Annotated in this window: 20 protein-coding genes and 1 tRNA gene; 13 read left to right on the forward strand and 8 right to left on the reverse strand. The window is 67.1% G+C overall.

All coding sequences use genetic code 11. From position 1 onward, the window contains the following. Positions 1 to 103 precede the first annotated feature (103 nt). The gene (gene panC / locus WFP78_RS00255) at positions 104 to 985 is read right to left on the reverse strand and encodes a pantoate--beta-alanine ligase (protein WP_336957754.1); all 882 of its coding nucleotides are present in this window, start codon (positions 983 to 985) and stop codon (positions 104 to 106) included. Between the two features lie 98 nt (positions 986 to 1,083). Here panC and WFP78_RS00260 point away from each other — a divergent pair, with 98 nt between their 5' ends. The 5 genes from WFP78_RS00260 to WFP78_RS00280 all read left to right on the forward strand — a co-directional run bounded on the left by WFP78_RS00260 (position 1,084) and on the right by WFP78_RS00280 (position 7,801). After that, positions 1,084 to 1,941 (forward strand): division plane positioning ATPase MipZ, encoded by an 858-nt coding sequence (locus WFP78_RS00260; protein ID WP_336957755.1) that lies wholly within the window; start codon positions 1,084 to 1,086, stop codon positions 1,939 to 1,941. After that, positions 1,941 to 2,387 carry a J domain-containing protein gene (locus tag WFP78_RS00265; RefSeq protein WP_336957756.1) on the forward strand — a complete coding sequence of 149 codons (447 nt, stop codon included), beginning with the start codon at positions 1,941 to 1,943 and terminating at the stop codon, positions 2,385 to 2,387. The genes WFP78_RS00260 and WFP78_RS00265 overlap by 1 nt, the downstream gene beginning before the upstream one ends. Before the next feature lie 61 nt (positions 2,388 to 2,448). Further along, positions 2,449 to 3,831, forward strand: coding sequence for a phosphoglucomutase/phosphomannomutase PgmG (pgmG, locus tag WFP78_RS00270; protein WP_336957757.1), 1,383 nt, complete (start codon positions 2,449 to 2,451; stop codon positions 3,829 to 3,831). 424 nt (positions 3,832 to 4,255) lie between these two features. Further along, positions 4,256 to 6,754, forward strand: coding sequence for a ligase-associated DNA damage response DEXH box helicase (locus tag WFP78_RS00275; RefSeq protein ID WP_336957758.1), 2,499 nt, complete (start codon positions 4,256 to 4,258; stop codon positions 6,752 to 6,754). Positions 6,755 to 6,841: 87 nt separating this feature from the next. Next, positions 6,842 to 7,801, forward strand: a complete 960-nt coding sequence (locus tag WFP78_RS00280; protein WP_336957759.1) for a retroviral-like aspartic protease family protein — start codon at positions 6,842 to 6,844, stop codon at positions 7,799 to 7,801. Here WFP78_RS00280 and trhO read toward each other — a convergent pair. Then, positions 7,795 to 8,661: an oxygen-dependent tRNA uridine(34) hydroxylase TrhO gene (gene trhO / locus WFP78_RS00285; protein ID WP_336957760.1), complete on the reverse strand. Its 867-nt coding sequence runs from the start codon at positions 8,659 to 8,661 to the stop codon at positions 7,795 to 7,797. The genes WFP78_RS00280 and trhO overlap by 7 nt on opposite strands. A 64-nt stretch (positions 8,662 to 8,725) precedes the next feature. On the opposite strand from trhO, the gene pdeM reads away from it, so the two are divergent. After that, positions 8,726 to 9,406 carry a ligase-associated DNA damage response endonuclease PdeM gene (gene pdeM / locus WFP78_RS00290; RefSeq protein WP_336957761.1) on the forward strand — a complete coding sequence of 227 codons (681 nt, stop codon included), beginning with the start codon at positions 8,726 to 8,728 and terminating at the stop codon, positions 9,404 to 9,406. A 209-nt stretch (positions 9,407 to 9,615) separates the two neighbouring features. Then, the gene (locus WFP78_RS00295; protein ID WP_336957762.1) at positions 9,616 to 12,432 is read left to right on the forward strand and encodes a TonB-dependent receptor; all 2,817 of its coding nucleotides are present in this window, start codon (positions 9,616 to 9,618) and stop codon (positions 12,430 to 12,432) included. Positions 12,433 to 12,511: 79 nt separating this feature from the next. Here WFP78_RS00295 and WFP78_RS00300 read toward each other — a convergent pair whose 3' ends face one another. Beyond that, positions 12,512 to 13,210, reverse strand: a complete 699-nt coding sequence (locus WFP78_RS00300; RefSeq protein ID WP_336957763.1) for a YggS family pyridoxal phosphate-dependent enzyme — start codon at positions 13,208 to 13,210, stop codon at positions 12,512 to 12,514. Between the two features lie 22 nt (positions 13,211 to 13,232). Between WFP78_RS00300 and WFP78_RS00305 the strand changes: the two genes are divergently transcribed. Both WFP78_RS00305 and WFP78_RS00310 read left to right on the forward strand, forming a co-directional pair. Further along, the gene (locus tag WFP78_RS00305) at positions 13,233 to 13,829 is read left to right on the forward strand and encodes a thiamine phosphate synthase (RefSeq protein WP_336958191.1); all 597 of its coding nucleotides are present in this window, start codon (positions 13,233 to 13,235) and stop codon (positions 13,827 to 13,829) included. A 70-nt stretch (positions 13,830 to 13,899) separates the two neighbouring features. Continuing rightward, positions 13,900 to 14,418: a hypothetical protein gene (locus WFP78_RS00310; protein ID WP_336957764.1), complete on the forward strand. Its 519-nt coding sequence runs from the start codon at positions 13,900 to 13,902 to the stop codon at positions 14,416 to 14,418. A 196-nt stretch (positions 14,419 to 14,614) separates the two neighbouring features. Here WFP78_RS00310 and WFP78_RS00315 read toward each other — a convergent pair whose 3' ends face one another. After that, complete coding sequence (locus WFP78_RS00315; RefSeq protein WP_336957765.1) at positions 14,615 to 15,280, reverse strand: cyclase family protein; 666 nt, start codon at positions 15,278 to 15,280, stop codon at positions 14,615 to 14,617. Positions 15,281 to 15,508: 228 nt separating this feature from the next. Then, entirely contained in the window at positions 15,509 to 18,181 is a 2,673-nt protein-coding gene (gene acnA / locus WFP78_RS00320; RefSeq protein ID WP_336957766.1) for an aconitate hydratase AcnA, read from the reverse strand. Positions 18,182 to 18,775: 594 nt separating this feature from the next. On the opposite strand from acnA, the gene WFP78_RS00325 reads away from it, so the two are divergent. The 4 genes from WFP78_RS00325 (at position 18,776) to WFP78_RS00340 (ending at position 21,415) form a co-directional block, all read left to right on the forward strand. Then, positions 18,776 to 19,735, forward strand: a complete 960-nt coding sequence (locus WFP78_RS00325) for a winged helix DNA-binding protein (protein ID WP_336957767.1) — start codon at positions 18,776 to 18,778, stop codon at positions 19,733 to 19,735. An 82-nt stretch (positions 19,736 to 19,817) separates the two neighbouring features. Further along, a tRNA-Val gene (locus tag WFP78_RS00330) sits at positions 19,818 to 19,893 on the forward strand. Between the two features lie 47 nt (positions 19,894 to 19,940). After that, entirely contained in the window at positions 19,941 to 20,357 is a 417-nt protein-coding gene (locus tag WFP78_RS00335; RefSeq protein WP_336957768.1) for a hypothetical protein, read from the forward strand. Further along, positions 20,354 to 21,415 carry a transglutaminase-like cysteine peptidase gene (locus WFP78_RS00340; protein ID WP_336957769.1) on the forward strand — a complete coding sequence of 354 codons (1,062 nt, stop codon included), beginning with the start codon at positions 20,354 to 20,356 and terminating at the stop codon, positions 21,413 to 21,415. Before WFP78_RS00335 ends, WFP78_RS00340 begins: the two co-directional genes overlap by 4 nt. Before the next feature lie 214 nt (positions 21,416 to 21,629). On the opposite strand, the gene WFP78_RS00345 is transcribed toward WFP78_RS00340, so the two are convergent. Genes WFP78_RS00345 through WFP78_RS00355 form a run of 3 tightly spaced genes read right to left on the reverse strand, consistent with a single transcriptional unit; the run spans position 21,630 to position 26,160 of the window. Continuing rightward, a complete protein-coding gene (locus WFP78_RS00345) occupies positions 21,630 to 22,919 on the reverse strand; it encodes an HlyD family type I secretion periplasmic adaptor subunit (protein ID WP_336957770.1) in 1,290 nt (429 codons plus the stop codon). Continuing rightward, positions 22,916 to 23,956: a cell wall hydrolase gene (locus tag WFP78_RS00350; protein ID WP_336957771.1), complete on the reverse strand. Its 1,041-nt coding sequence runs from the start codon at positions 23,954 to 23,956 to the stop codon at positions 22,916 to 22,918. The genes WFP78_RS00345 and WFP78_RS00350 overlap by 4 nt, the downstream gene beginning before the upstream one ends. Further along, positions 23,953 to 26,160 (reverse strand): type I secretion system permease/ATPase, encoded by a 2,208-nt coding sequence (locus WFP78_RS00355; RefSeq protein ID WP_336957772.1) that lies wholly within the window; start codon positions 26,158 to 26,160, stop codon positions 23,953 to 23,955. The genes WFP78_RS00350 and WFP78_RS00355 overlap by 4 nt, the downstream gene beginning before the upstream one ends. Between the last annotated feature and the right edge of the window lie 18 nt (positions 26,161 to 26,178).

Raw genomic sequence — 26,178 nt, forward strand, 5'->3', positions numbered from 1 at the left:
GGTTAACAGGCGGATAGGGGTTTTCCCTTAAATTGCCTCCATTTCCGGGCAAATTCAGGGTTAATCGTCGGGCTTCGTGGCGAATCGCCGCCGGGATACCGGATCAGGCGGCTGGATCGCCATCCGAACCGGGGGACGGGGACGCCGGCATCACCGGCAGATTGTCGATCAGGCGGGTCTTGCCCATGCGCGCGGCGGCCAGTAGCCGGGCCGGGCGGTCGAGCGCCGCCATCGGCTCCAGCGTCGTGGCGTCGCACAAGGTCACATAGTCGATGGGATCGAAGCCATGGGCGCGCAGCGACGCAACTGCGCGATCCAGCGCCTCGCCCACTGCCACGCCATGCTCCAGCTCCCGCACCGCCTCGCCCAGCGCGCGTGGCAGGGCGAGCGCCGCCTTGCGTTCCTCGTCGGTCAGATAGGTGTTGCGCGACGAAAGGGCGAGGCCGTCGGTCGCGCGCTGCGTGGGCAGGCCGACGATGTCGATGGGGAAATCCATGTCGGCAGCCATCCGGCGGATCGTCGCAAGCTGCTGATAATCCTTCTCGCCGAACAGCGCGACATCGGGCTGGACCTGGTTGAATAGCTTGGCGACCACGGTGGCCACTCCGTCGAAATGGCCGGGCCGCGCGGCGCCGTCCAGCCCCTCGGTCACGCCGGAGACGGAGAGGTTGGAGGCGAAGCCGTCCGGATACATCACGCCCACCGAAGGCGCCCACAGGATGGCGACGCCCGCATCCGTCAACAGCTTGGCATCGCTCGCCTCGCGCCGGGGATAGGCGGCAAGATCCTCGTTCGGACCGAACTGCCTGGGATTGACGAAGATGGAGACGACGACATGCGGCGCCAGCCTTTTGGCTTCCTCCACCAATGCCATATGGCCGTCATGAAGCGCGCCCATGGTCGGCACCAGGGCGATGCGCCGGCCATCGGCACGCAGGGCTCCAAGCGCGGCGCGCAGGGCAGGAAGGTCACGCAGGATTTGCACGGGGAGGAAGGCTCCGATAAGGGCGTTCGCGAACGGCCCTTCGTCCCTAGGCATCGGGGAGCCGGTCGGTCAAGATTCTTTGAGGGCTCAACAGGGACATGGCGCGCCAACAGCCGCATACAATCGTTTTCGCCAACGAAAAGGGCGGCACCGGAAAGTCCACGACGGCGGTGCATACCGCCGTTGCGCTTTCCGCGCTGGGCTTTGCCGTGGGCATGCTGGACCTCGACCCGCGCCAGCGCACCGTCGATCGTTATATGGAAAACCGGCGGGAAACCGAGCGTCGCCGCGCCATCTCCCTACCCATGCCCGATTGCGCGGTGCTGAAGGGCGACAGCACGGCCGCGCTGGAAGAGGAAGCCGCCGCCGTGGGCGCCGGCAAGGATTTCCTGATCGTGGATACGCCCGGCCGCGACGATGCCTTTGCCCGCCACATGGCGGCGCGCGCGCATACGCTGGTCACGCCGATGAACGACAGCTTCGTCGATTTCGACCTGATCGGGCAAGTGGATGCGGAAACCTTCAAGGTTCGCCGCCTGAGCTTCTATTCCGAGCTGATCTTCGAAGCGCGCAAGGAGCGGGCAAAGGCCGACGGCGTTTCCATCGACTGGGTGGTGCTGCGCAACCGCGTCCAGCATCACGATGCGCGCAACAAGAAGCGCGTGGGCGATGCGCTGATGGAGCTTTCCCGCCGGGTTGGCTTCCGCGTCATCCCGGGGCTGTCGGAACGCGTGATCTTCCGCGAACTTTTCCCCTCGGGCCTCACCCTGCTCGACAAGGGGCATCTGGGCGAACTGGGTATCAGCCATGTCGCCGCCCGGCAGGAACTGCGCGAGATGGTGGCCGGGCTCGCCTTGCCGCTGGTCAGCGAGGCAGAGGCGCGATCGCCGGATGCCCAATCCCCGGATTCTGGATCGCCGGAGGCCAATTCATCGGAGGAGCGTGGGGTAGCCTGATGGGTCTGTTGGCCGCGCTGCTCATCGGCCTTGCCGGCTGGCTGATCGTCACCGGCAGGCTGCAGCGCATGACCGCGCGGGATGGCGCGGCGCTGGGGCTCGCCATCGTCGGCGCGGTGCTCGCCGCCAAGGGCAAGCCGCTGGCCGGCGCGGTGCCGCTGCTGATCTCCGGCGGCTTCTACCTGTGGCGCACGCGGCAGGCGAAGGGGCGCGCAAGCCCCCGGCCCCGGCCCGTCCCACCCCGAATCACGCCCGCGGACGAATCGCCCACGGAGGCCGCCGCGTTGCTCGGTTTGCCGATTGACGCCGATCCGGACCAGATAAGGGCCGCACATCGCCGCCTTATCGCCACTGTCCACCCCGACAAGGGGGGTACGGAGGCGCTGGCGGCCAAGATTAATGCTGCGCGCGACGTCATGCTGCGGCATCATGACCGGAAAGAATGAACCACGGGCGGGTCGCCGCATTCCCCACCGCTGAATCCCAACCCCAGAGACAGGATCATCAATGACCCACAGCTTCCACCCCACTTCCCTGCGTGAATATGACATTCGTGGCATTATCGGCGAGACGCTGGGCGAGGCGGATGCCTATGCCATCGGTCGCGGCTTCGGCACGCTCATCGCACGGGCCGGGGGATCGAAGGTCGCGGTCGGATATGACGGCCGCGTCAGCTCGCCGATCCTGGAAGCGGCGCTGGTCAAGGGCCTGAACGAAAGCGGCATCCATGCCGTGCGGATCGGCGAAGGCCCGACCCCGATGCTCTATTATGCCGAAGCCGTGCTGGACGTGGACGGCGGCATCGAGATCACCGGCAGCCACAACCCGGCCAACTACAACGGCTTCAAGATGGTGTTCCAGCACCGCCCCTTCTTCGGCGCGGACATCCAGCTGCTGGGCAGGATGGCGCAGGAAGGCGACTGGATCGAAGGCAGCGCCGGCAGCGAGAGCGTGGACATCATGGACCGCTATGTCGCGCGGCTGATGGAGAATTTCGACGGCGCCGCCTATCGCATCGGCTGGGACGCGGGCAATGGCGTTGCCGGCCCGATCGTGGAGAAGCTGGTGAAGCTGATCCCCGGCGAACATTATACGCTGTTCACCGATGTCGACGGCAATTTCCCCAACCACCATCCCGACCCGACCGAGGAAAAGAACCTTGTCGACCTGAAGGCGCTGGTCGCCGAGAAGAAGCTGGACTTCGGCGTGGCGTTCGACGGCGACGGCGACCGCATCGGCGCGATCGACGGCGAGGGCCGGGTGATCTGGGGCGATCAGCTGCTCTCCATCTATGCCGAGCCTGTGCTGAAGGAACTGCCCGGTTCGACCATCATCGCCGATGTGAAGGCCAGCCAGGCGCTGTATGACCGGGTCGCCGAGCTGGGCGGTGTGCCGCTGATGTGGAAGACCGGCCACAGCCTCATCAAGTCGAAGATGAAGGAGACCGACAGCCCGCTCGCCGGCGAGATGAGCGGCCATGTGTTCTTCAAGCATCAATATTATGGCTTTGACGATGCGCTTTATGCCGCCATCCGCCTGATCCGCGCCGCGACCGCGCTGGGCAAGAGCGTCACCCAGTTGCGCGGCGAGATGCCGGCGATGGTGAACACGCCGGAAATGCGCTTCCAGGTGGATGAAAGCCGCAAGTTCGCGGTGATCGACGAAGTGCTCGCGCGCCTGAAGGCCGACGGCGCCACCGTCAACGATACCGACGGCGCGCGCGTCAACACGGCGGACGGCTGGTGGCTGCTGCGCGCGTCCAACACGCAGGACGTGCTGGTCGCCCGCGCCGAGGCGAAGGACGAGGCAGGTCTGGAGCGGTTGATGGCGCAGATCGACGCGCAGCTTGCGCTGTCCGGGCTGGAGCGCGGCCCGCAGGCTGGCCACTGACAGGTGATTCGCGGCGCAAGGCAGGTGTGGAAAGACATGATTGCCCCGCCGTTGCGTTTTTTCGTGCGATGATTCTCCAAAGTTGACGCTACGGAAATATGACGTCCGAGCGACGGTTGCAATTTTTGCAACCATGAGTGTTTTATTCGCATTTGCAGCATGACGCGCTGCGCCGCACATAGGACGTGCCTTTCAGGCATCCTCTCCTAAAACTTATACGGCCGTCCTTCGGGGCGGCCTTTTTTTTGGTCTCCGCCCGGCAGGTCTGGGGCTTCCCGGCGGGGCATTGCCAGAGCGGCGATATTTCGGAATGGTGCCCTAAGCTATTCACAACGCGTCGCATTTTCTGTCGGTTCCACGACTTGCGCCGACGGATATGCCCTGGGTGATTTCGCCCGTCCCCAAATCGCGATAGACCCCGGCCATGGAGCAGCGCCCGCCCCCATCCGATCATGCGCCCGGTGCGGACGCCGCAACGCCGCCCGACGGAGCGGCTGGAACGGCTGGAAAATATGGCCTTGCAGCACCGATTGCCCGCTGGTTTGCGGACCGTGGCTGGGCGCCCCGCCGCCATCAGCTGGACATGCTCGCCGCGGCCCGTGCCGGTCGCCACGCACTGCTGGTCGCCCCCACCGGTGCGGGCAAGACGCTGGCGGGCTTCCTGCCCTCGCTGGAGCAGCTGGTGGAGGCGGCGCCGCGGGAGAGCCGGCTGCACAGCCTCTACATCTCGCCCCTGAAAGCGCTGGCGGTAGACGTGCAGCGCAACCTGCTGACCCCCATCGCCGAAATGGGCCTGCCGATCCGCGTGGAAACCCGCACCGGCGATACGCCTGCCGAGCGCAAGGCCCGCCAGCGCGTGCGCCCGCCCCAGATCCTGCTGACGACGCCGGAATCGCTCTCCCTGCTGCTCAGCCATGAGGACAGCCGGCTGCTCTTCGCCGACCTGCGCACCGTCATTGTCGATGAAGTCCACGCCTTCGCCACCCAGAAGCGCGGCGACCTGCTCAGCCTCTGCCTTGCGCGCTTGCAGGGGATCAATCCGGCGCTGAGGCGGGTCGCGCTGTCCGCAACCGTCGCCGATGTGGATGCCTATCGCGCCTGGCTCGCGCCGGATGGGGATATCGAGGCGGTCCAGACCGTCATCGGCGATCCCGGCGCCGACCCCGAGATCGAAATCCTGATCCCGCAAGGCCGCATCCCCTGGTCCGGCCATTCGGGCAAATATGCTGCGGCCCAGGTGATGAAGGAGATTGCCAGCCGCCGCACGACCCTGGTCTTCTGCAACACCCGTGGCCTTGCCGAGCTGATCTTTCAGGAACTCTGGGCGGTCAATGACGATAACCTGCCGATCGGCATCCACCATGGCAGCCTGTCGCGTGAGGCGCGGCGCAAGGTGGAATCGGCGATGGCGGTGGGCAAGCTGCGCGCGCTGGTGGCGACCGCATCGCTCGACCTGGGCGTTGACTGGGGCGATGTCGATTGCGTTATCCAGATGGGCGCGCCCAAGGGCAGCTCGCGCCTGCTCCAGCGCATCGGTCGGGCCAACCACCGGTTCGATACGCCCAGCGAAGCCATCCTCATCCCCGGCAACCGCTTCGAATATCTCGAAGCCCGCGCGGCGCTGGATGCCGTGGAGGCGGGGGAGCGCGATGCCGATGATTTCCGCGCTGGAGGGCTCGACGTGCTGGCCCAGCATGTCATGGGCCTCGCCTGCGCCGGTCCCTTCGATGAAGCGGAAATGCTGGCCGAGGTGCAGAGTGCGCTGCCCTATTCCGCGCTGACGCCCGAAGCCTTTCATCAGGTGTTGAGTTTCATCGAGAGCGGCGGCTATGCGTTGCGTGCCTATGATCGCTTCAAGCGGCTGGTGAAGGGGCCGGATGGGCTTTGGCGCGTCACCCACCCCCGCTTCGTCCAGCAGCACCGGATGAACGCGGGCATCATCGTGGATCAGCCGGTGCTCGACGTGCGCTTCGCCAATGGCCGCAAGCTGGGCACGGTGGAGGAGGGGTTCGCCGCGACCCTCTCGCCCCGCGACTGCTTCTTCTTCGCGGGCATGGCGCTGGAGGTGGTGCGGATGGACACCACCGACCTGATCGTGCGCGCCACCACCCGGTCGGCGCGCATCCCCAGCTGGGGCGGCACGCGCATGGCGATGTCCACCCGGCTGGCCGACCGGGTGCGCGCGTTTCTCGCCGATCCTGCCCAATGGCACCGCTTCCCCGACGATGTGCGCGAATGGCTGGACATGCAGCAGCTGCGCTCGGCGCTGCCGGGGGCGGACCAGCTGCTGGTCGAAACCTTCCCGCATGAAGGGCGGCATTATATGGTCGCCTATAGTTTCGAAGGGTGGAATGCGCATCAGTCGCTGGGCATGCTGCTCACCCGCCGCATGGACGCGCAGGGGCTGATGCCCATCGGCTTCGTCTCCAACGATTATGCGCTGGCGGTCTATGGCCTCAAGCCCGTCACCGATCCGGCCAGCCTGTTCACCCCCGACATCCTCGACCATGAATTTGTCGCATGGGTGGAAGGCTCCAGCTTGCTCAAGCGCGCCTTTCGCGACGTGGCCGTCATCAGCGGCCTGATCGAGCGGCAGCACCCCGGCAAGCGCAAGACCGGGCGGCAAGTCACCTTCTCCACAGACCTCGTTTATGATGTGCTGCGCCGCTACGAGCCCGACCATATGCTGCTGCGCGCCGCCTGGGCCGATGCGCGGGCGCGGATGACCGATGTCGGCCGCCTCGGCAAGCTGATCGACCGCGCGGCGGCCACGATGCTGCACCGGCCGCTCGACCGGGTCAGCCCGCTCGCCGTGCCGGTGCTGATCCTCATCGGGCGGGAGATGGTCGCCCGGCATGATGTGGACGACGCGCTGCTGATGGAGGCGGAGGCGCTGGTGAACGCCGCGATGCGCAGGGACTGAGCGAACCTCCAGAGCGTCTGGGGATCATTTGGGGATTCCCCCGCGCCATGCTATTCTGCCGCGCATAATCACCTTGGGAGAGGTGCCATGCGCGTTGCGTGCTTATCCGCGATGATCGCGCTGGCCGGCCTGGCCGCCGGCCCGGCGACGGCGCAGCAGACTGTCGATGGCCCCGAGCCGGCGGTCGTCCAGGCCATCCCCCAGCCGGACAGCCGGATCAGCATCCCCGTTCAGGTCAACGGCACCGGGCCATGGCCCTTCGTCATCGATACCGGATCGCAGCGCACCGTCATTTCCCACGCGCTTGCGACCCGGCTGGGGCTGACGGCCGACCGCCCCGTCACCATCCTTGCCATGTCGGGCCTTGCCGATGTGTCGACGGTGGCCGTGCCCGACATCCGCTTTGGCGCCACCCGCATGCGCGACACGCTCGCCCCGGTGCTGGAGGGCGATCATCTGGGCGCGCCGGGCCTGCTGGGGCTGGACGGGATGCGCGGCAAGCGGCTGGTGATGAACTTCCGCACCGGCAAGATGACGATCACCAGCAGCGTGATGCGGGACTATGTGCCCGACGTGGTATCGGTGGACGCGCGGCGGCGCGACGGCCAGCTGATCCTGCTCGATTGCACGGCTAACAAGCGCAAGGTGCATGTCATCCTGGACACCGGCACGGAATACAGCATCGGCAACCGCGCGCTGATGACGCAGCTGGTGGCGTCGCGGCCCGCCGCAATGCTGGGTGCGGCGCAGCTCGTCAGCGTCACGGGCGAGACGCTGGACGGGCAATGGGGCGTGCTGGACCGTATCACCATGGGGAAGATCGTGCTCAGGAACCTGCCGGTGATGTTCACCGACGGCGGCCCCTTCGGCGTGCTTGGGGTGGCCGATCAGCCCGCGCTGCTGCTGGGCGTCAAGGCGCTGCGGCAGTTCGACCGGGTCGCCATCGATTTCGGCCGGCACCGTGTCGACTTCCTGTTGCCGGACCAGAGCGCGCTGCAGCCCTTCCACCTGGCCTCGGCAAGCGGCATCGGCGGCGGCGCCTATTGATCCCGCCAGGCACCCGTGCCCGCGCATTGCGCGGCATGGGCCTCGCGGTTGTCGGCTGCCACCGGCCAGCCGCACGCCTGGCAGATCGCATGATCGCCCTGTCGCAGGCCGTGGCCCACCGAGACCCGATCGTCGAAGACGAAGCAGTCGCCCTGCCACAGGCTCCGTTCGGGCGGCACCTGTTCCAGATAGCGCAGGATGCCGCCGTTCAGATGGTGGACATCCTCGAAGCCGCGGTCGCGCACATAGGCGGTCGCCTTTTCGCAGCGGATGCCGCCGGTGCAGAACATGGCGATGCGGGGTGAGCGCCCCTGCGCCGCCCAGCGTTCCGCCTGTGCGTCGAACCAGGCGGGAAAGTTGCGGAAGGTTGCGGTGTGCGGGTCGACGGCGTTGGCAAAGCTGCCGATCGCGATCTCATAATTATTGCGCGTGTCGATCACGACCGTGTCGGGATCGGCGATCAGCGCGTTCCATTCCTCCGGCTCCACCCGGATGCCGGCGCCCGCCACCGGATCGAGATCCGGCACGCCCATGGTCACGATTTCGCGCTTCAGCCGCACCTTCATCTTGCCGAAGGGCATGGTCGTGGCGGTCGCATATTTGACCTCCATCGCCGCGCAGCCGGGCAAGGTGCGCAGATGCGCGATCACCGCGTCGATGCCTGCGCCAGGCCCCGCGATCGTGCCGTTCAGCCCCTCATGCGCCAGCAGCAGCGTGCCGCGCACGCCCTGCCCCTCGCACAGCGCCAGCAGGGGCGCGTGCAGCGCGGCGGGATCGTCCAGCGCGGTGAAGCGATAGAGCGCGGCGACCGTCAGCGGCGCGCTGTCTTCGAAATGATCCTGCGGGGCAATGTCGGCCATGGCCGCGCTATAGAAGCGTTGCCGCATGGTTGAAAGCCCGGTCGCGCCAGTGCATAGGCGAGCGATGGTTCCCCTTTCGTTCGGCCAGCACCATTTCCTTGCCTGTGGGCAGGCGGCCCTGTTCTGGCCGGCCCGCCGCGCGCTGCTGCTTGCCGACCTGCATTTCGAAAAGGCGAGCTGGTTCGCGCGGTCGGGCCAGCATCTGCCCCCTTATGACAGCCGGGCGACGCTGGAGGCGGTGACGGCGCTTGTCGACCGGACGGACGCGGTCGAACTCTGGTGCCTGGGCGACAGTTTCCACGACATGGCGGGCGCCGTCCGGATGGACGGGGAGACGCGCGAGCGCCTGCGCGGCCTTGCCGACCGCCTCGCCTGGCATTGGGTGACGGGCAATCACGACATCGGCCTGCCTGCGGAGGCGCAGGCGATGATCGGCGGCGTGGTGCTGCCCGAAGCGGTGGTGGACGGCATCGTGCTGCGGCATGAGGCCGATCCGGCGGAGGCCCGCCCGGAAATCTCCGGCCATTTCCATCCCAAGCTGCGCCTCACCCTGCGCGGCCGCCATGTTTCGCGCCGCTGCTTCGTGCGGACCCCGCGCAAGCTGCTGATGCCGGCCTTTGGCGCGCTGACGGGCGGGCTGGATGCGGCGGCGCCCGCGATTCGCGATGCAACCGGGGCGGGCGCAGAGGCGTTGGTGCCGGTGGAAGACAGGCTGCTGTGCTTCCCCCTGACATATCGATGCTGACCCATCAATGCTGAGCGGCCGATGCTGATCTTGCGGGACGGGCTGATGCCCGCCGTGCCGTACCGGCGCGCCCACCATACCGACTATTGTATAAATAGCTCAGTTGCACGCAAATGCGGGCGGTCCTTGCCATACCCGAATCAAGCATATACTGTTCGATGTAATGAAGGACGCGGCGACACAGCCGGGCATCAGGAGAGGACATCATTATGACAAAAGGCCGCTGGCTGCTTTCCGCCTGCGTGGCACCCCTCGCCATCGCTATCGCCGTTCAGGCCCATGCGCAGGACGCCGCGCCTGTCGCGCCGCAAGAAGCGCCACCGCAGGATGATGCCGCCGTCGGCGACATCATCGTCACCGCCACGCGCCGCGCCAGCCCACTTTCCAGCGTGCCGATCGCGGTTTCGGCCGTGACCGCCCAGTCGTTGCAGAACAGCGGTGCCAACGACATCCGGCAGCTGAACCAGCTCGCGCCCTCGCTGCTCGTCTCATCGACCGGCACGGAAGCCAATGGCTCCGCGCGCATTCGTGGCATCGGTACGGTGGGCGACAATCCGGGGCTGGAAAGCTCGGTCGCGGTGTTCATCGACGGCGTCTATCGTTCGCGCACCGGCGCGGGCCTGACCGACCTTGGCGAGATCGAGCGGGTGGAGGTGCTGCGCGGGCCGCAGGGCACGCTCTTCGGGCGCAATGCCTCGGCCGGCCTGCTCAACATCGTCAGCAAGGCGCCGGAGTTCACCTTCCATGCCAAGGGTGACGTGACCTATGGCAATTACGATGCCTGGCGCGTCGCCGGCCGCGTCACCGGCCCGATCACGGAAAGCCTCGCGCTCAGCCTGGACGGCGTCTGGTCGAAGCGGGACGGCTTCTACAAGCTGGTCGACGCGAGCGGCGCCAAGGTGGGCGACACCAATGACCGCGACCGTTATTTCCTGCGCGGGCAGGCGCTGTTCCAGCCCAGCGACGCGCTCTCCGTCCGCATCATCGGCGACTATACCCATCGCGACGAAAGCTGCTGTGGCGCCGCCTATATCGAAACGACCGAGCGCCGTCCGGCGACAGGCGGCGGCTATACGACCGCGCCGTTCAACCGCATCGCCACCATCCTGCAGGCGCAGGGCGGCCCGATCCCGTCCGATCCCTTCTCCCGCGATCTTTCGATCACCCCGGGTCGCGAATATGCCAGCAAGCTCAAGGACTGGGGCGTTTCCGGCGAGGTCAATTACGATCTTGGCGGGGCGAAGCTGACCAGCATCACCGCCTATCGCGACTACAAGTCCCGCGACTATGGCGATTATGACTATAACCGTGCCGACCTGCTCTATCGCGATCCGGGCACCTTCCGCCAGTTCAAGACCTTCACGCAGGAACTGCGGCTGCAGGGATCGGCCTTTGGCGACAAGCTCGACTGGCTGGTGGGCGGCTATTATGCCGACGAGAAGCTGACGCTGCGCGACAATATCCGCTTCGGCGCGGACTATGGCCGTTTCGCCGCCTGCCGCCTGCTGGCGGGCGCCGGCGTCAACAGCAATTTCTCGCCGGCGCAGCTTGCCGCCTGTGCCAATGGCACCGCGACCAGCGCGCTTATCACCGGCACGCAGGCGCAGCTCAATGCCGGCCTCAACGCGGCCTTCCTGCAGGCGGGCCTGCCGGCCGGGACGGCGGCGGCGCAGGCCGGGGCGATCTCCTCGGGCCTTGGCACCGGCCTGCGCGCCCTGGCCGCCATCCCCTCGGGCACCGGCGACACCAATTCGCTCTATTATCAGAAGAGCAAGAACTGGGCGCTGTTCACCCATAATATCGTGCATCTGACCAACACGCTCGATCTGACCCTGGGCCTGCGCTACACCCATGAGACCAAGCGTTTCTCGGCCGATCTCAACAACAACAACGCCACCTGCGCCGCGCTGCAGGCAAGCGGACTGCCCGGCATCGCCACCAATCCGGCGCTCGGTTCCGCGCAGGCGCTGGCCGGCGGCATCCTGACGCTGGGCTGCCTTGGCAATGCCAGCACCGGGCTCAACGCGCTCGACCTCAACGACAAGATCAGCAATGGCGAGTTTTCCGGCACCGCCGTCCTCTCATGGAAGCCGGTGAACAACCTGCTCGTCTACGGCAGCTATTCGCGTGGTTACAAGGCGGGCGGCTATAATCTGGATCGCTTCCAGCTGGGCACCACCGGGCTCAACCCGGTGCCCGCCGTGTTCTCGCCGCGCAGCGATGCCGATGCGGCGTCGCTGCGCTTCAGCGCGGAGACGGTGGACGCCTTCGAACTGGGCCTGAAATACAGCCAGCCGCATTGGGGCGCGAATGTCGCCGCCTTCCGGCAGGAATTCACCAATTTCCAGCTCAATACCTTCAACGGCACCAGCTTCATCGTCCAGAATATCAATGGGTGTAGTGCCGCGCTCAGCGCCACCCGCACCTGCGCCAAGGGCGATGTGTCGCCGGGCCTCATCACCCAGGGCGTGGAGCTGGAGCTGAACGCCTCGCCGATCCGCAATGTCCGCGTGACCGGCGGCTTCACCTATGCCGACGCGAAGTTCGCCAACCGGCTGGTGGGCAGCAGCAACGGCGCGGTGCCGCTGGACCCGGCGCTGTTCCTGTTGCCGGGCAGCACCAATTCGAACGCGCCCAAATTCGTGACGACGGCCAGCTTCGCCTGGACGCCGGATATCGGCAGCGGCGGCCTTTCCGGCCTGTTCTACATCGATGGCCGCATGACCAGCGATTATAATACCGGCTCGGACCTGTTCCCGGAAAAGAAGCAGGATGGCTTTGCGATCTTCAATGCCCGTGTCGGCATCCGTGGGCCGGAGCAGAAATGGGCGCTGGAATTCTGGGGCCAGAATATCTTCAACACCGATTATACGCAGGTCGCCTTCAGCGCCCCGTTGCAGTCGAGCAGCCCGGCGACATCGACCACCGGCCAGTTCGCCCTTGGCGCGCCGATGGCGAACCAGCTGATCACCGCCTATCTCGCCGAGCCGCGCACCTATGGCGTGACCCTGCGCGCCGCGTTCTGACCGGATAAAAGGGGGAGGGGGAAGGCTCGTCCCGCTACGCCGGGGCGGGCCTTTCGCTTGCCTGCCAGCGCACGGGCCATCAGCCCGTGGGCGTGATGGGCGGGCGGGCGCCGAACAGGGCGGTGCCCACGCGCACATGCGTCGCGCCCAGCATCACCGCCGTCTCATAATCGCCGGACATGCCCATGGAGAGGCCGGTCAGCCCCTCTTCCCGCGCGATCTTGGCGAGCAGCGCGAAATAGGGGGCGGGCTCCACATCGGCGGGGGGCACGCACATCAGCCCGGCCACCGGCACATCGGCGGCGCGCGCGGCGGCGACCAGCGCGGGCACATCGGCGATGGTGCAACCGCCCTTCTGCTCCTCCGCGCCGATATTGACCTGGACGAAGCAAGGCACCTGCCGCCCGCCCGTATCCATCGCCCTGGCGAGCGCGGTCAGCAGCGAGGGGCGGTCGAGGCTGTGGATCGCGTCGAACAGGGCGACGGCATCGGCGGCCTTGTTCGATTGCAGCTGGCCGACCAGATGCAGCGCGATATCGGGATGCGCCTCCTTGAGCGCCGGCCATTTGCCCTGCGCTTCCTGCACCCGGTTCTCGCCGAACAGGCGCTGGCCGGCGGCGATCAGCGGCGTGATCGCGGGAGCATCATGGGTTTTCGATATGGCGATCAGCGCGATGTCCTGCGGATCGCGCCCGGCCACCGCCGCCGCGCGGGCGATGCCTGTCCTGATCGTCGCCAGCCGCTGGGCGGCGGCCTCTTGTTCCGTGCAGCCTGTCATGCGCGCTGCTATAGGCAGGGCGATGACGGGGTTCTACTGCAAATATGCGGCCGGGCGACATGGCGGCGCGCGCGCGATACCGCGCCTGTGGCTGTTGACCGACGAGCGGATTGCGCAGCCGACGCTGCTTGCCGCCGCCGCCTGCCTGCCGCGGGGGGCGGGCATCATCCTGCGCCATTACAGCCTGCCGGTGGCGGAGCGGCGCCAGCTGTTCGACGCGATGCGGGTGATTGCCCGGCGGCATGGCCTGCTCCTGCTGCTGGCGGGCACGGCGACCGAGGCGGCGGCCTGGCGCGCCGATGGCTGGCACGGCCGCGCGACACGCCGCCACGCATCGGCCGGTCGCATCCCGCCCATCCACAGCGCGCCGGCGCATGACGCGCGGGAACTCAATCGCGCGCGGGCGAGGGGGGCAGACATGGTGCTGATATCGCCCGCCTTCCCCACGCGCTCTCACCCCGGCGCACCAACCCTCGGTCGGATCGGCTTCGCCCGGCTCGCCCGTCAGGCGCAGGGCATGACCGTCATCGCGCTGGGCGGTATGAATGCCGGGAGGGCAAAGCAGGTGAGGGCACTGAGCGCCCATGGCTGGGCGGCGATCGACGGGTTGACGGGGTAGGGTGGTTTGCGGAATGGTAGTTTTCAGGCGGACCGGACTCGATAGACCCCAATGGATATGATAGCTTAAAGTGGCGATTTCACAGCATCCAACTGAAGAACATGCGCCGCCGAGCCTCGAGATTCAGTATGGCTTCCGTCTATTCTTGGGAGCGCTTGGCCAAAGCCTCTCTCAAGCTGCGAGCGTTCGTCATGCGGCGTGGTGGAGCGGAGCAGACCACGACGAACTGAATGCTTTAATTCAGACACTTTATCCTGGTGGTATAGAGGAGGAGCGTCATGCTCAGATTCTGGCATATCAAAGGTGGGCTGAGCTTCGCGCGGAGGCGAACCGTCTTTTCGATCTTAGCATGCGTAGCGGCGGCGCCGGACTCGGCATATCGATGGGTCGCACGAATTGGGTGGTCGACCACTTCCCGGTCAAGAATGCCGGATTTGTGGTGAGGGTGACCCGCGAGCGCGAGTTCTACTGGAAGAAGAAATCACTATTTCACATATTCCTTGCAGGACGGGCGGATCCGATATTTGGCTATCCTGACCATTTGCAGGCGCCCTTGCCGGAAGGGATGGCCATGTGGCGCGGGCTTTAAGCCGTGCGAGGACTCTCATTCTACGCGCTGATCCGCTTCTCTAAATTGTCGGCTATCGCTGATCATGTTGACGCTGGGGAGCATCTCGCGATCTAACGACCGTTTTGAAGATCGCTCGTGGCGGAAGGCAGGGTTGTGTCGTCGTCGCGCGCTTCCAACTCGCTGCCACTAAAATCCCCAGGAGCTTTCATTCCCCTCACCGCCCCTCCACCACAGCGAAGGCGCACACCGGAAACGTCCCCATGCCGCAGATCTTTGGTGGGGCGGCGGTGAAGCGGAAATTGTCGTCGGGCAGGGTGGCGAGGTTGGTCATATGTTCGCAGATGAGGATGTCGGCGCCCAGCAGGATGCGGTGGACGGGCCGCGTGGTGCCGCGCGTGTCGTCGATATTGTGGCTGTCGATGCCGACCAGCGCCGCGCCGCGCGCGACCAGCAGTTCAGCGGCGGCGGCGGTCAGGAAGGGGTGGTCGGAGAGGTAGGCGTCGGTGCCCCAGTGCCGGCTCCAGCCGGTGTCGACCAGCACGGCGCGGCCCGCGCATTCGATGTCGGCAAAGGCGCCGGCGTCCACCGCCAGCCCGCGTTCCGGCGCATGGCGGACGACGAGGCCGGGCAGGTCGGCGATCCGGGAGAGGTGCAGGGCGGACAGGTCGTCGCCATCCTCGAAACGGTGGAAGGGCGCGTCCAGATAGGTGCCGGTGTTCGACACCATGTCGATCCGGCCCATCTGGAAGCTGCTGCCGTCGCTGAAATTCCGGGCGGACTGCTCGCGCGTCCAGTAATCGCAGATGGCGGGGCCGGGCAGCCCCTTATAGGTCGTCATGCCCGCGACGATATCATGGCTGAGGTCGATCAGGCGGCGCATGGGCTTTGCCTTTCAGGCATGGGGTGGGCGGAAGGATCGGGAGCGATAAAGCCCGTCACCGGTCGGCCGGACATCGCGCTGAACCGGAAGCCCGGCGCAGCATATCCGGTGCCATCGGCCCGGCGCAACCGGCCCGATGCCGACGGCGGGGCAATGGTTCTGACGCACGAAAAAGCCGGGGTGCCCGCATGTGGAGCACCCCGGCCGATATCATGCCGTCGCTGCCGATCAGGCGGCGAGCTTGCGCAGCACGTAGGGCAGAATGCCGCCGTTCAGGAAATATTCCAGCTCGTTCACCGTGTCGATGCGGCAGCGGGCGGTGAAGGTGAAGGTGGAGCCATCGGCCCGCTTCACGGCCACGTCCACGTCCTGGCGGGGCTTGAGGCCCGACACATTGCTGACGGTGAAGGTCTCGTCGCCGGTCAGGCCCAGCGCTTCGCGGCCTTCGCCATCCTTGAACTGCAGCGGCAGCACGCCCATGCCGACCAGGTTCGAACGGTGGATACGCTCGAAGCTCTCGGCCACGACGCAGCGCACGCCCAGCAGGCTGGTGCCCTTCGCCGCCCAGTCGCGCGACGAGCCGGTGCCATATTCCTTGCCGGCGATGACGATCAGCGCGGAGCCGTCCGCCTTGTGCTTCATCGCCGCGTCGTAGATCGGCATCACTTCGCCATCATAGCGGGTCATGCCGCCTTCGATCCCGTCCAGCATCTGGTTCTTGATGCGGATGTTGGCGAAGGTGCCGCGCATCATCACTTCATGATGGCCGCGGCGCGCGCCGTAGCTGTTGAAGTCGGCCTGCGCGACCTGATGCTCCTGCAGCCAGGTGCCGGCGGGCGAGGATGCCTTGATGTTGCCGGCGGGCGAGATGTGGTCGGTGGTGATCGAGTCGCCGAAGATCGCCAGCGGCTTGGCCTCGATGATGTCGCCGACCGGTGCCGGGGTCATGCCCATGCCCTCGAAATAGGGCGGGTTGGCGACATAGGTGGAGCCGGCGCGCCAGCTGTAGGTGTCGGACCCCTCGACGCTGATCGCCTGCCACCGGGCGTCGCCGGTGAAGACGGTCGAATAGCGGCTGACGAACATTTCGCGGGTCAGCGCGCCGTCCATGACCGAGCGGACCTCTTCATTGGTCGGCCAGATGTCCTTGAGGTACACGTCGCTGCCGTCGCTGCCCTGCCCGATCGGCGTGGCGACGAAATCGGTGGTGACGGTGCCCTTGAGCGCATAGGCGACGACCAGCGGCGGCGAGGCGAGGAAGTTCGCCCGCACGTCCGGCGAGACGCGGCCTTCGAAGTTGCGATTGCCCGACAGGACGGAGGCGGCGACGATGTCGTTGCCGTTGATCGCCTTGCTGATCGGCTCGGCCAGCGGGCCGCTATTGCCGATGCAGGTGGTGCAGCCATAGCCGACCAGGTTGAAGCCGATCTGATCCAGATAGGTCTGCAGCCCGGCCTTCTCCAGATAGTCGGTGACGACCTGGGAGCCGGGCGCCAGCGAGGTCTTGACCCAGGGCTTGGGCTTCAGGCCCTTTTCGACCGCCTTCTTGGCGACGAGGCCGGCGGCGACCAGCACGGAGGGGTTGGAGGTGTTGGTGCAGCTGGTGATCGCGGCGATCACCACGTCGCCGTCGCCGATGTCATGATCCTTGCCGTCCACCGCGACGCGGGCGGGGGCGGTCTTCTTGTAGACCTTCTCCAGGTCGGCGTTGAACACATCGTCGACTTGCGTCAGCGCGACCTTGTCCTGCGGGCGCTTGGGGCCGGCAAGGCTGGGGACGACGCTGCCCATGTCCAGTTCCAGCGTGTCGGTGAACACCGGATCGGCGGCGGTCGTGTCGAGCCAGAAGCCCTGCGCCTTGGCATAGGCTTCGGTCAGCGCGATGGTGTCTTCTTCGCGGCCGGTCAGGCGCATGTAATCCAGCGTCTTGCCGTCGATCGGGAAGAAGCCGCAGGTCGCGCCATATTCCGGCGCCATGTTGGCGATGGTCGCGCGGTCGGCAAGGCTGAGCGCCGAAACGCCCGGGCCGTAGAACTCGACAAAGCGGCCGACCACGCCCTTGGCGCGCAGCATCTGCGTGACGGTGAGCACCAGGTCGGTGGCGGTAATGCCTTCGGCCAGCGCGCCGGTCAGCTTGAAGCCGACGACTTCGGGGATGAGCATGGAGACCGGCTGGCCCAGCATCGCGGCCTCTGCCTCGATACCGCCCACGCCCCAGCCGAGCACGCCCAGGCCGTTGATCATGGTGGTGTGGCTGTCCGTGCCGACGCAGGTGTCGGGATAGGCCACGGTCGCGCCCGAAGCATCGACCGACGACCAGACGGCACGGGCGATATTCTCAAGATTCACCTGATGGCAGATGCCGGTGCCGGGAGGCACGACCTTGAAATTGTCGAGGCTCTTGGAGCCCCATTTCAGGAAGTCGTAGCGCTCGCCATTGCGCTGATATTCCAGCTCGACATTGTCCTCGAACGCCTTGGGCGTGCCGAATTCGTCGACCATGACCGAGTGGTCGATGACGAGGTGGACGGGCACCTGCGGGTTGATCTTGGTCGCGTCGGCGCCCAGCGCGTTCATCGCGTCGCGCATGGCGGCCAGGTCGACCACGCAGGGAACGCCGGTGAAATCCTGCATCAGCACGCGGGCGGGGCGATACTGGATCTCGCGCTCGGACTTGCGGTCGACCTGCCAGTCTACGATCGCCTGGATATCCTCGACCGTGACGGTCACACCATCCTCGAAGCGGAGCAGGTTTTCCAGCAGCACCTTCATGGAAAAGGGAAGGCGGCTCACATCGCCCAGCTTTTCGGCGGCTTTCTTCAGCGAATAATAGCCAATGTCCTTGCCGCTCACGCTCAGCGTATCGCGGGTGCCCAGGCTGTCCTGTCCGATGGCGGTCATAGGTCGTGCGTCTCCTCGCAAGTGCCCGGCCGCGCGGGTGAGGAGGCCGCGCCCTTCCTTGTCCTCCCCGGAATGGAAGGGGCATCAACCGGCGGTCAAGGCGGGTGAATCCCGATGGCAGCGCCATAGCGGATGAGGGGACGGAGTCAAATGAGAAGGCGGGTTAGACCTTAGTCGAGAATCATTCTCATGCCGCGCCGCCACTGCGCTGCGGAAATCATGCCGAAAAATCGCTCGACATGGCCCTGGTGAGAACATATTGGGAACATTGGTCTGTGGTGCAATGCGGCAAATGACTCTGAAATGGATGATTACACCGCGGTCCAACCACAGGTCATATCGATATCGAAACATATGGGTCTTCTGGCTCAACGCGATAGCACGCCTGCCCGGCAATCGAAGGCAGGGCTTCGGCGCTCCCGATCCTTCTCCATAATGGAGGAAGGTGCGGGCGACGGGCAGGAATCAGTTACGCATAATGGCGGGAACAAAAGTGGCACGGGGGCTTGGCGCATGATCGAGGACATCGGGACCATGGCATCATATCGAGATTGGAGTCGGGAATCGCGAGATCCGGTTTCCGTAGCGGAATCGATGCCGGACCTGCGGCCCAGCCTGATGATCTTCGCCGGGGACCCGGTGCGCGATCAGATCGCGGCGATGGCCAACGCCGTGGGGCTGCGCCTTCTGGGCGGCGTGCCGGTGGCCGAGGCGGAGGCGCGGCTGGAACGCACGGTGGATGTCGACGTGGTGCTGCTGCACTGGTCGGCGGCGGACACGACGCTCGTGCCGCTCGCCGCGCGGCTGGACATGATGGCCCGCGCTTCGGGCACCCAGCTGATCGTCATCGCGGGGATGGAGAGCGTCGACGCCGCCTTTGCCCAGCTGCACGATGCATCGGTGCAATTGCTGTGCGAACCGGGGCCGGTCGAACTGGCCAGCGCCCTGTCCATGGCGATCGCCGGGCGTGCCGTGCCCGCGGCATTGTCCGATATCGGCCGGGAGAGCGAGACGAGCCGGCTGCAGCGGCTGAGCGAGGAGGTCGGCCGGCTGGCGCGGCGGCTGGACGCGCTGACCCGCCATGGCGGGACGGCCGCGCCAGCCGCCGGCGTCACGGCGCTGTCGGGCCGGCCGGGAAGCTATCTGGACATGGCGCCCGCGCCGGCACCGCGCGCGCCGGACATGGCCATGGGCGGCACGGGGACGTTGACGGCCATGCAGATCCGCGACCTGATCCGCACAAGGCGGCTGCGCGACCAGTTCCTGCCGGCCGACCTGTTCGCCGATCCGGCCTGGGACATGATGCTGGACCTGATGGCGGCAAGGCTGGCCGGCGAGCGCGTGTCGGTTTCCAGCCTGTGCATCGCCGCGGCCGTGCCGCCGACGACGGCGCTGCGGTGGATTCGCCAGCTCACCGATCGCGGCATGCTGGAACGCCATGCCGACCCCACCGATGGCCGGCGCGTGTTCATCGCCCTGTCCGACGGGGCGGCGGAAGCCTTGACGCGCTGGCACGGCGCGAGCCGCCGCAGCCTGGCGGCGGCGGCAGGCTGACCCATGGGGAATATGCGATCCGTGGCGGAACCGGCTTGACCCTTCCCCAGATTTGCATAGATAGCCGGTCTATCCCGCAAGGGGGCGATTAGCTCAGTTGGTAGAGCGCCTCGTTTACACCGAGGATGTCGGCAGTTCGAGCCTGTCATCGCCCACCACCGCCCGGTTTGTGGCGCCTCCGGCGATATGGATGCACCATCCACGCGTGACCTTCGATTTCCGGGATCGGAGGGGTTTGCGATCCGATCGCGCCGGATCAACCGCTCCCGGCTTTTATGTGTGGCATTTTCCCGAACCGTCAGGGGATTGGCTGCGCCGAACTGCATTTCCATCTGACTGGAAAATGCTTTCGCTCTGCCTTGCCTCCTGCCTGTGTCTCGCCGTACCGGCCGTTCATCCGCAGGATCGCTTCTCAAAAAATGGCAGCCATTCCGGGGCCATTATGACCGGCACCGTCATGCTGCGGGGATCTGGCGGGGCCATGCCGTCGGGTAAAGCATGGTTAACCATGTTGGCTGACCAGAATCTTATCCTTGACCCCGGATATTGCGCGACATGCGGTATGTCGCTCATCCCCTATCCGGCCTTCGCGCGCGCGGTTGCGCCGTTGCGGCGGGATTGACCCTTGCCGCCGCCAGCGTCTTTTCGACGGCGGCCGCCGCCCAGTCCCTGACCGCCCAGTCCCTGACCATCACGCCCTGCGCCGGGCCGATGGCGGGGGCGTCGAGCGGCGGAACCCGGATCGCCGACGCGTTGCTCGGTGGCCGGCCCAGCCGCCTCAGCCAGGTGAGCGCCCGGCAGTCTACCGACACGCCGCCCGCTTTCGCCATCACCCCTGAACCCTCGGCCGGGCCGGAGATCGTCGTCTCGGCATTGGCGGGCCGATCCTTTGGCGACCGGCTGTCGGTCTGGGCGCGCTATCTGCCGCCGGCCGCGCCGGCCCTGTTCCATGGCGATGCGCCCTCGATCGTGCCGGAGACGCTGCGCATGTTCCTGCGCGTCGCGCCCGCCGCCCAGGGGGCCGACGGGGATGTGGACTGCCGCGCTCCGATGGCCGATCGCGCCGATCCGCAGGCGCCCTTCGTCCGCTCCGCGCCGGCGGTGCTGGCCGGGCCGGTCGATTTCTTCGGCAGCAATGCCCTGCCGATCAGCCATACGCCGCTCGACCGGAAATGGGCGAGCGTCGCGGCGGCGCTGCCGCGCAATGGCGTGTGGCGGACGCTGGTCGAGGGTGGGCGCGGCCTTGCGCCCCGGCAACAGGTCGATGCCGTCAACCGCTGGGTCAATGGGCGGCTGCGTTTCGTAGACGACATCCGCGCCGCCGGTGTCGCCGACCAATGGTCCACCGCGGCCAGTGCGCTGTCGCGCGGCACGGGCGATTGCGAGGATTATGCGATCGCCAAGATGCGCCTGCTCGAAGCGATGGGCTTTGATCGCCGGGCGCTGTTCCTGGTGATCGCGCGGGATCTGGTGCGCCGCGCCGACCATGCCGTGCTGGTCGCCCGCGTGGACGGGCAGGCGGTGATCCTCGACAATATGACCGACCGGCTGGCCTCGGCCATGGCGGCGTCCGATTATCGGCCGATCATCACCTTCGGCGCGGCGGGCCGCTGGATGCATGGCTATCGGGTTGCCAGCACCGTGCCGGCCGAAGGGCGCCGGTTCGCTGCCCTGCGATAATCGCACGTCCCCGCCGGTCGCTCGTCGCTACAGCATCGGGCGTTCAATCCAACCCGTTCGGGCCGAGCCTAAGGACGGCCCTCTGGCAGGCGCTCAGGTCGAAAGCAGGCACGTGACGGCTTTCGCGCTTCGACAGGCCCGGAGCCTGCCCCGGACCTGATCCGGAGGCGAACGGGGGCAGCCATCCAGCTATCCCCATCTATCGCAGGATATTCTATCGTTCGCGCAATGCCTCCGACCGCGCCTTCATTACCGGCTTGAGCAGATAGGCGAGGATGGTCTTGCGCCCCGTCAGCACTTCCACGTCGCAGACCATGCCCGGCGTGATCGGCAGGCGCCGGGTGCCGGAGGTCAGATAGGAGCGGTCGGTCTCCACGACGACGGTGAAATAGGCTTCCTTGGTCGTCTCGTCATAGACGCTGTCGGCCGAAATCTGCTGCACCGTGCCCGACAGGCCGCCATAGATGGAGAAATCATAGGCGGTCACTTTCACCACCGCATGGTCGCCGGCCTTGATGAAGGCGATGTCGCTGGGGCGCACCCGCGCTTCCACCAGCAGTTTCTCGCCGATCGGCACCACCTGCATGATCTTCTGTCCGGGGCTGACGAAACCGCCGATGGTCGTCACCTGCACGTCGTTGACAAGGCCATCCACGGGCGAGCGGATTTCGGCGCGCTCGGCCCGGCCCTTCGCGCCGCGCAGGGATTCGCTGTTGACGGCGATCTTCGCCTGCAATTCGCTGCGTTCGTTCAGCGCATCCTGCCGGAACTGGAAACTGGCCTCCGACCGCTGGGCCTGCGCCTCGCGGATCGCGGCGGCGGCGCGCGAGGATTGCTGGCGCGCGGCGGCAAGGCGGCCCTGCGTGTCGTTCAGTTCGCGCCGGGCGGTGAGCAGGTCGGTCTGCGGCACCACGGATTTGGCGGCGAGCGGTTCCAGCATGTCGACCTGACGCTGGGCGAGCTGCGCGCTGCCCTCCAGGCTCTGGATGGTGGCCTGCGCCTCCGCCATTTCCCGGCTGCGTTGGTCGACGGCGGCGGCGAGTGCCGCCTGCCGGCTGCGCAAGGTCGATTCGCGCACCTGCGCCAGCGCCTGTTCCTGCCGGCATTCGGGCGCGATCGTGCCATCGGCGGTGGCGGCGCAGATCGCGCCGGACCCGGTGCCCTCCATCCCAAGACGCCCGGCGCGGGCGGAAAGCGACCGCGTCTCGGCCTGCAACTGCCCCAGTTCGGAGCCCAGGATCGCGTCGTCCAGGCGCACCAGCAACTGGTCCCGGCGCACCTTCTGGCCGGAGCGCACCAGGATTTCCTTGATCGTCGTCGGCTCGGCGCTCTGGATCACCTGCGCCTTGCTGGAGGGGATGACGCGCCCCTGCCCGTGCGTCACTTCGTCGACCGTGGCGAGGCTGGCCCACAGCAGGAACAGCAGCATGCCCCCCGCGCTGAAAAGGATGATCTGTCGGCTGCCGGATTGCGTGCGGACCCAGCGGGTCCAGCGGGCGATCATGGGTGTTTCTCCTGATGGCTTTCGTCCGCCGAGGCGAGGCGGGTGGTCGGTGTCGCGGCGGGTGTGGACGGGGATGGGGCATCGCCCTGCCGGGCCAGGATGCCGCTCAGCGATCCATGCGTCTGGGCCGGGTCGGGAATGGCGAGCGTCCAGCCCTTTGTCGGGTCGAGCCGGCCGCCAAGGTCGTTGTCCGCCCGGCGTTCGGGCAGGGCGGCGACGGCGGGATAGGCGATCTGCGACGAGGGGAGCGCGGCGAAGCGGGAAAGGTCCACGGCCGGCACATATTCGCCGCCGACATAGCGGGCGAGAAAGGCATTGGGCAGGCCCCAGCTGCCCGGCCAGCGATAGAAGATATGCGCGCCGATCTTCGCCAGCTTCGACAGATAGGGCGCCCAGCGCGGGAAGACATAATCGGCATGATAATGGGTCGCCGTGCCCACCGGGGCGTAGACCGCGCCGGCCAGCGCCTCCGCCGCGATCCGTCGCGCCTCCGCCCATGCCTGTGGCGCGGGACGGCGAGCGAGCGAGCCGTCGCAGGTGAAACTGAACTGGCAACCGGGCGCCTGGAACCCCTGATAGACGACGCCGCAGACCGATTTGGCGAAGGCGGGGTGGCGCACGCGGTTGAGCACGACCTGGGCGACGGCGCGGCGCCCGGCTTCGGGTTCGTATCCGGCCTCATAATAGACGGCCTGCGTCAGGCATTGCAGCGCGCGGTCGTGGTTCGACCCCGTCGGGCCGAGCGCCATGAAGGGTGCGATCGCCGCCACCCGGTTGTGCGAGAAGGGTAGGGCGTCATTCTCTTTCCGGGCGTCCCTGCCCTCCGGCGCGCTGCTGTCGGCGATTGTCGTCATGGCGACGAGCGCGCGATATTGGGGCGGGATGACCGCCTTCGGCGATGCGGCGGGCCGGGCGGTGGCGGGGGGATCGACCGGGCGGCCGCCGTTCAGCAGGGCGAGCGTCAGCCCGGTCGCGCAGGACAGCGCGGCCAGCCCGCTTATGCCGGCCTGCCATGCGAAAGGCGGCCGCGCGATCATCCGGCCGTCTCCGCGGCCTTCTCCCCGGCTTTTGCTTCCGTCTTCTCCATCGCCTGCTGCTGCAACAGGCTGACGACCAGATCGCGCGGGCCATCCGCGATGATCCGGCCCTGATCGATGACGATGACGCGGTCGACCAAGTTCAGCAGCGCATGGCGGTGGGTGGAAACGACCAGCGTCTGGTCCCTTTCCAGCGCGCTGCCCAGATGCTGGATGAACATCGCCTCGGTCTGGCTGTCCATCGCGCCGGTCGGCTCGTCCAGGAACAGCAGGCGGCAGGGTTCGACCAGCGCGCGGGCGAGCACTAGGAAACTGCGCTGCCCGCCCGACAGGCGGCTGCCGCGCTCGCCGATATGGAGGTCGAAGCCGGCGGCGTCGCGGCCGAACATCCGGTCCGCGCCCGACCGCCGCAGCGCATCGATCAGCTTCGCGTCGTCCGCCTCGCGGGCGCCCAGCAGCAGGTTTTCGCGGATCGATCCGCTGAACAGTTGCGAATCCTGCCCGACATAGCGGAAGGCGGCGCGCAGTTCGTGCGGGTGATGCTGGCGGCTGTCGATCTCGTCCACCAGCATCGCGCCGCCGGTGGGCGCATAGAGGCCGCACAGCACCCGGCCCAGCGTGGACTTGCCCGACGCGACCCGCCCGATGATGCCGATCCGCTCGCCGGGCGTGATCCGCAGGTTCAGTTCCCGCAGCGACGGCTGGCTGGCGCCGGGATAGCTGAACGAGAGCCCCTGCGTGGTGATGGTGCCTTCGCGGATTTCGGGCACGATGCTGCGCACGCCGTCATGGCGTTCGTCGGGGCGGTCGATCAGCGTCTGCAGGCTTTCCAGCGTGGTCATCGCCTGCCGCGCGCGGACGATGACGAAGGCCAGCTGCCCCACCGGTGCGAGCGAGCGCCCGGCCAGCATGACGATGGCGATGATCGCGCCCATGGTGATCTGCCCGGCGGAGAACATGTAGAAGCCGCCGATCACCAGGCTGATGCTCGTCACCTGCTGGCACAGGGCGGCCAGGGTGACGCTGGTGGCGCTGAGCCGGCGCAGCTTTTCCTGCGTGGCCGCGCTCATCTGCGCGTAGCGGCGCCAGCGCGCGAGCATCCGCCCTTCGGCGCGGCAGGCCTTGAGCGTTTCCATGCCGCCAATGGCTTCGACCAGCACGGAGCCCTGCAGGCTGGCGTCGGCTTGCGCATCGCGCGACACCTGCGCCATGCTGCGCTGGAGCATGTAGCCCGCGCTGGCCATGACGGCCATCGCGACGACCGGCACCAGCGCCAGCCAGCCGCCCAGAAAGGTGATGAGCGCCACGAACACCACCAGAAAGGCCATGTCGACCATCAGGACGACGGTGGTCGAGGTGAAGAATTCCCGCACCGTCTCGAATTCCGAGACGCGGCGGGCAAGCGCGCCTGTGCTGCCCTCGCGGTGGGACAGGGGGATGTTCATCACCTTTTCGAACAGGCGCTGGGACAGGCGCTCGTCGATCTCGCGGCCGGATTCGTCGATCAGCCGGGCGCGGGCAAGGCGCAGCGCGAAGTCGAGCGAAAAGGCGAGCAGCACGCCGATGGCGAGCACCCACAGGCTGGCCGCCGCCTTGTTCGGGATGATCCGGTCATAGACGTTCATCGTGAACAGCGGCAGCGCGAAGGCGAGCAGGTTGATGATCCCGGCAGCGAGGACGACGAAGCCGAAGGCCCGGCGCATCCGCCAGACCTCCCGCCAGAACCAGTGGCGGCGGGCGCGCTCGTCCCATGGCCGTTCCTCGGCGCGCTCGCGGCCATGGTCGGCCATGACGACCAGCGCCTCGCCCGCGAAGCGGTCGGCAAAGACGCTGCTGTCGATCCATGCCGGCGCCAGTGCGCCGGGCCTGTGGACCAGCAGGTCGCCGCCATTGACGTCCAGCAGCAGCACATGGCGCCCATCGCGCAGCGGCAGGATGGCGGGCAGGTCGGTCCGCCGCCATGATTTGAGCTTGCCGCGCACATGATCGGAGAGCAGCCCCAGCTGGTCGAGCGCGGATTCCGCCTGATGGAAGGGCAGGAAGCCGCGATCGTCCAGCGCAAGGCCGGCGCGCAGGCCGACAATGCCCGCCGACTTGTCGAAATGGCGGGCGATCAGCGCGATGCAGGCGAGCAGATCGTCCCCATGGTCGGGCTCCTGGTCGAGCCATTCCTCCAGGCTCGCCGTGGTGCTGCGATCCAGCATGTCATTCACCTCGCGGGT

The sequence above is a fragment of the Sphingobium aquiterrae genome (assembly GCF_037154135.1).
Lineage (GTDB): Bacteria > Pseudomonadota > Alphaproteobacteria > Sphingomonadales > Sphingomonadaceae > Sphingobium > Sphingobium aquiterrae.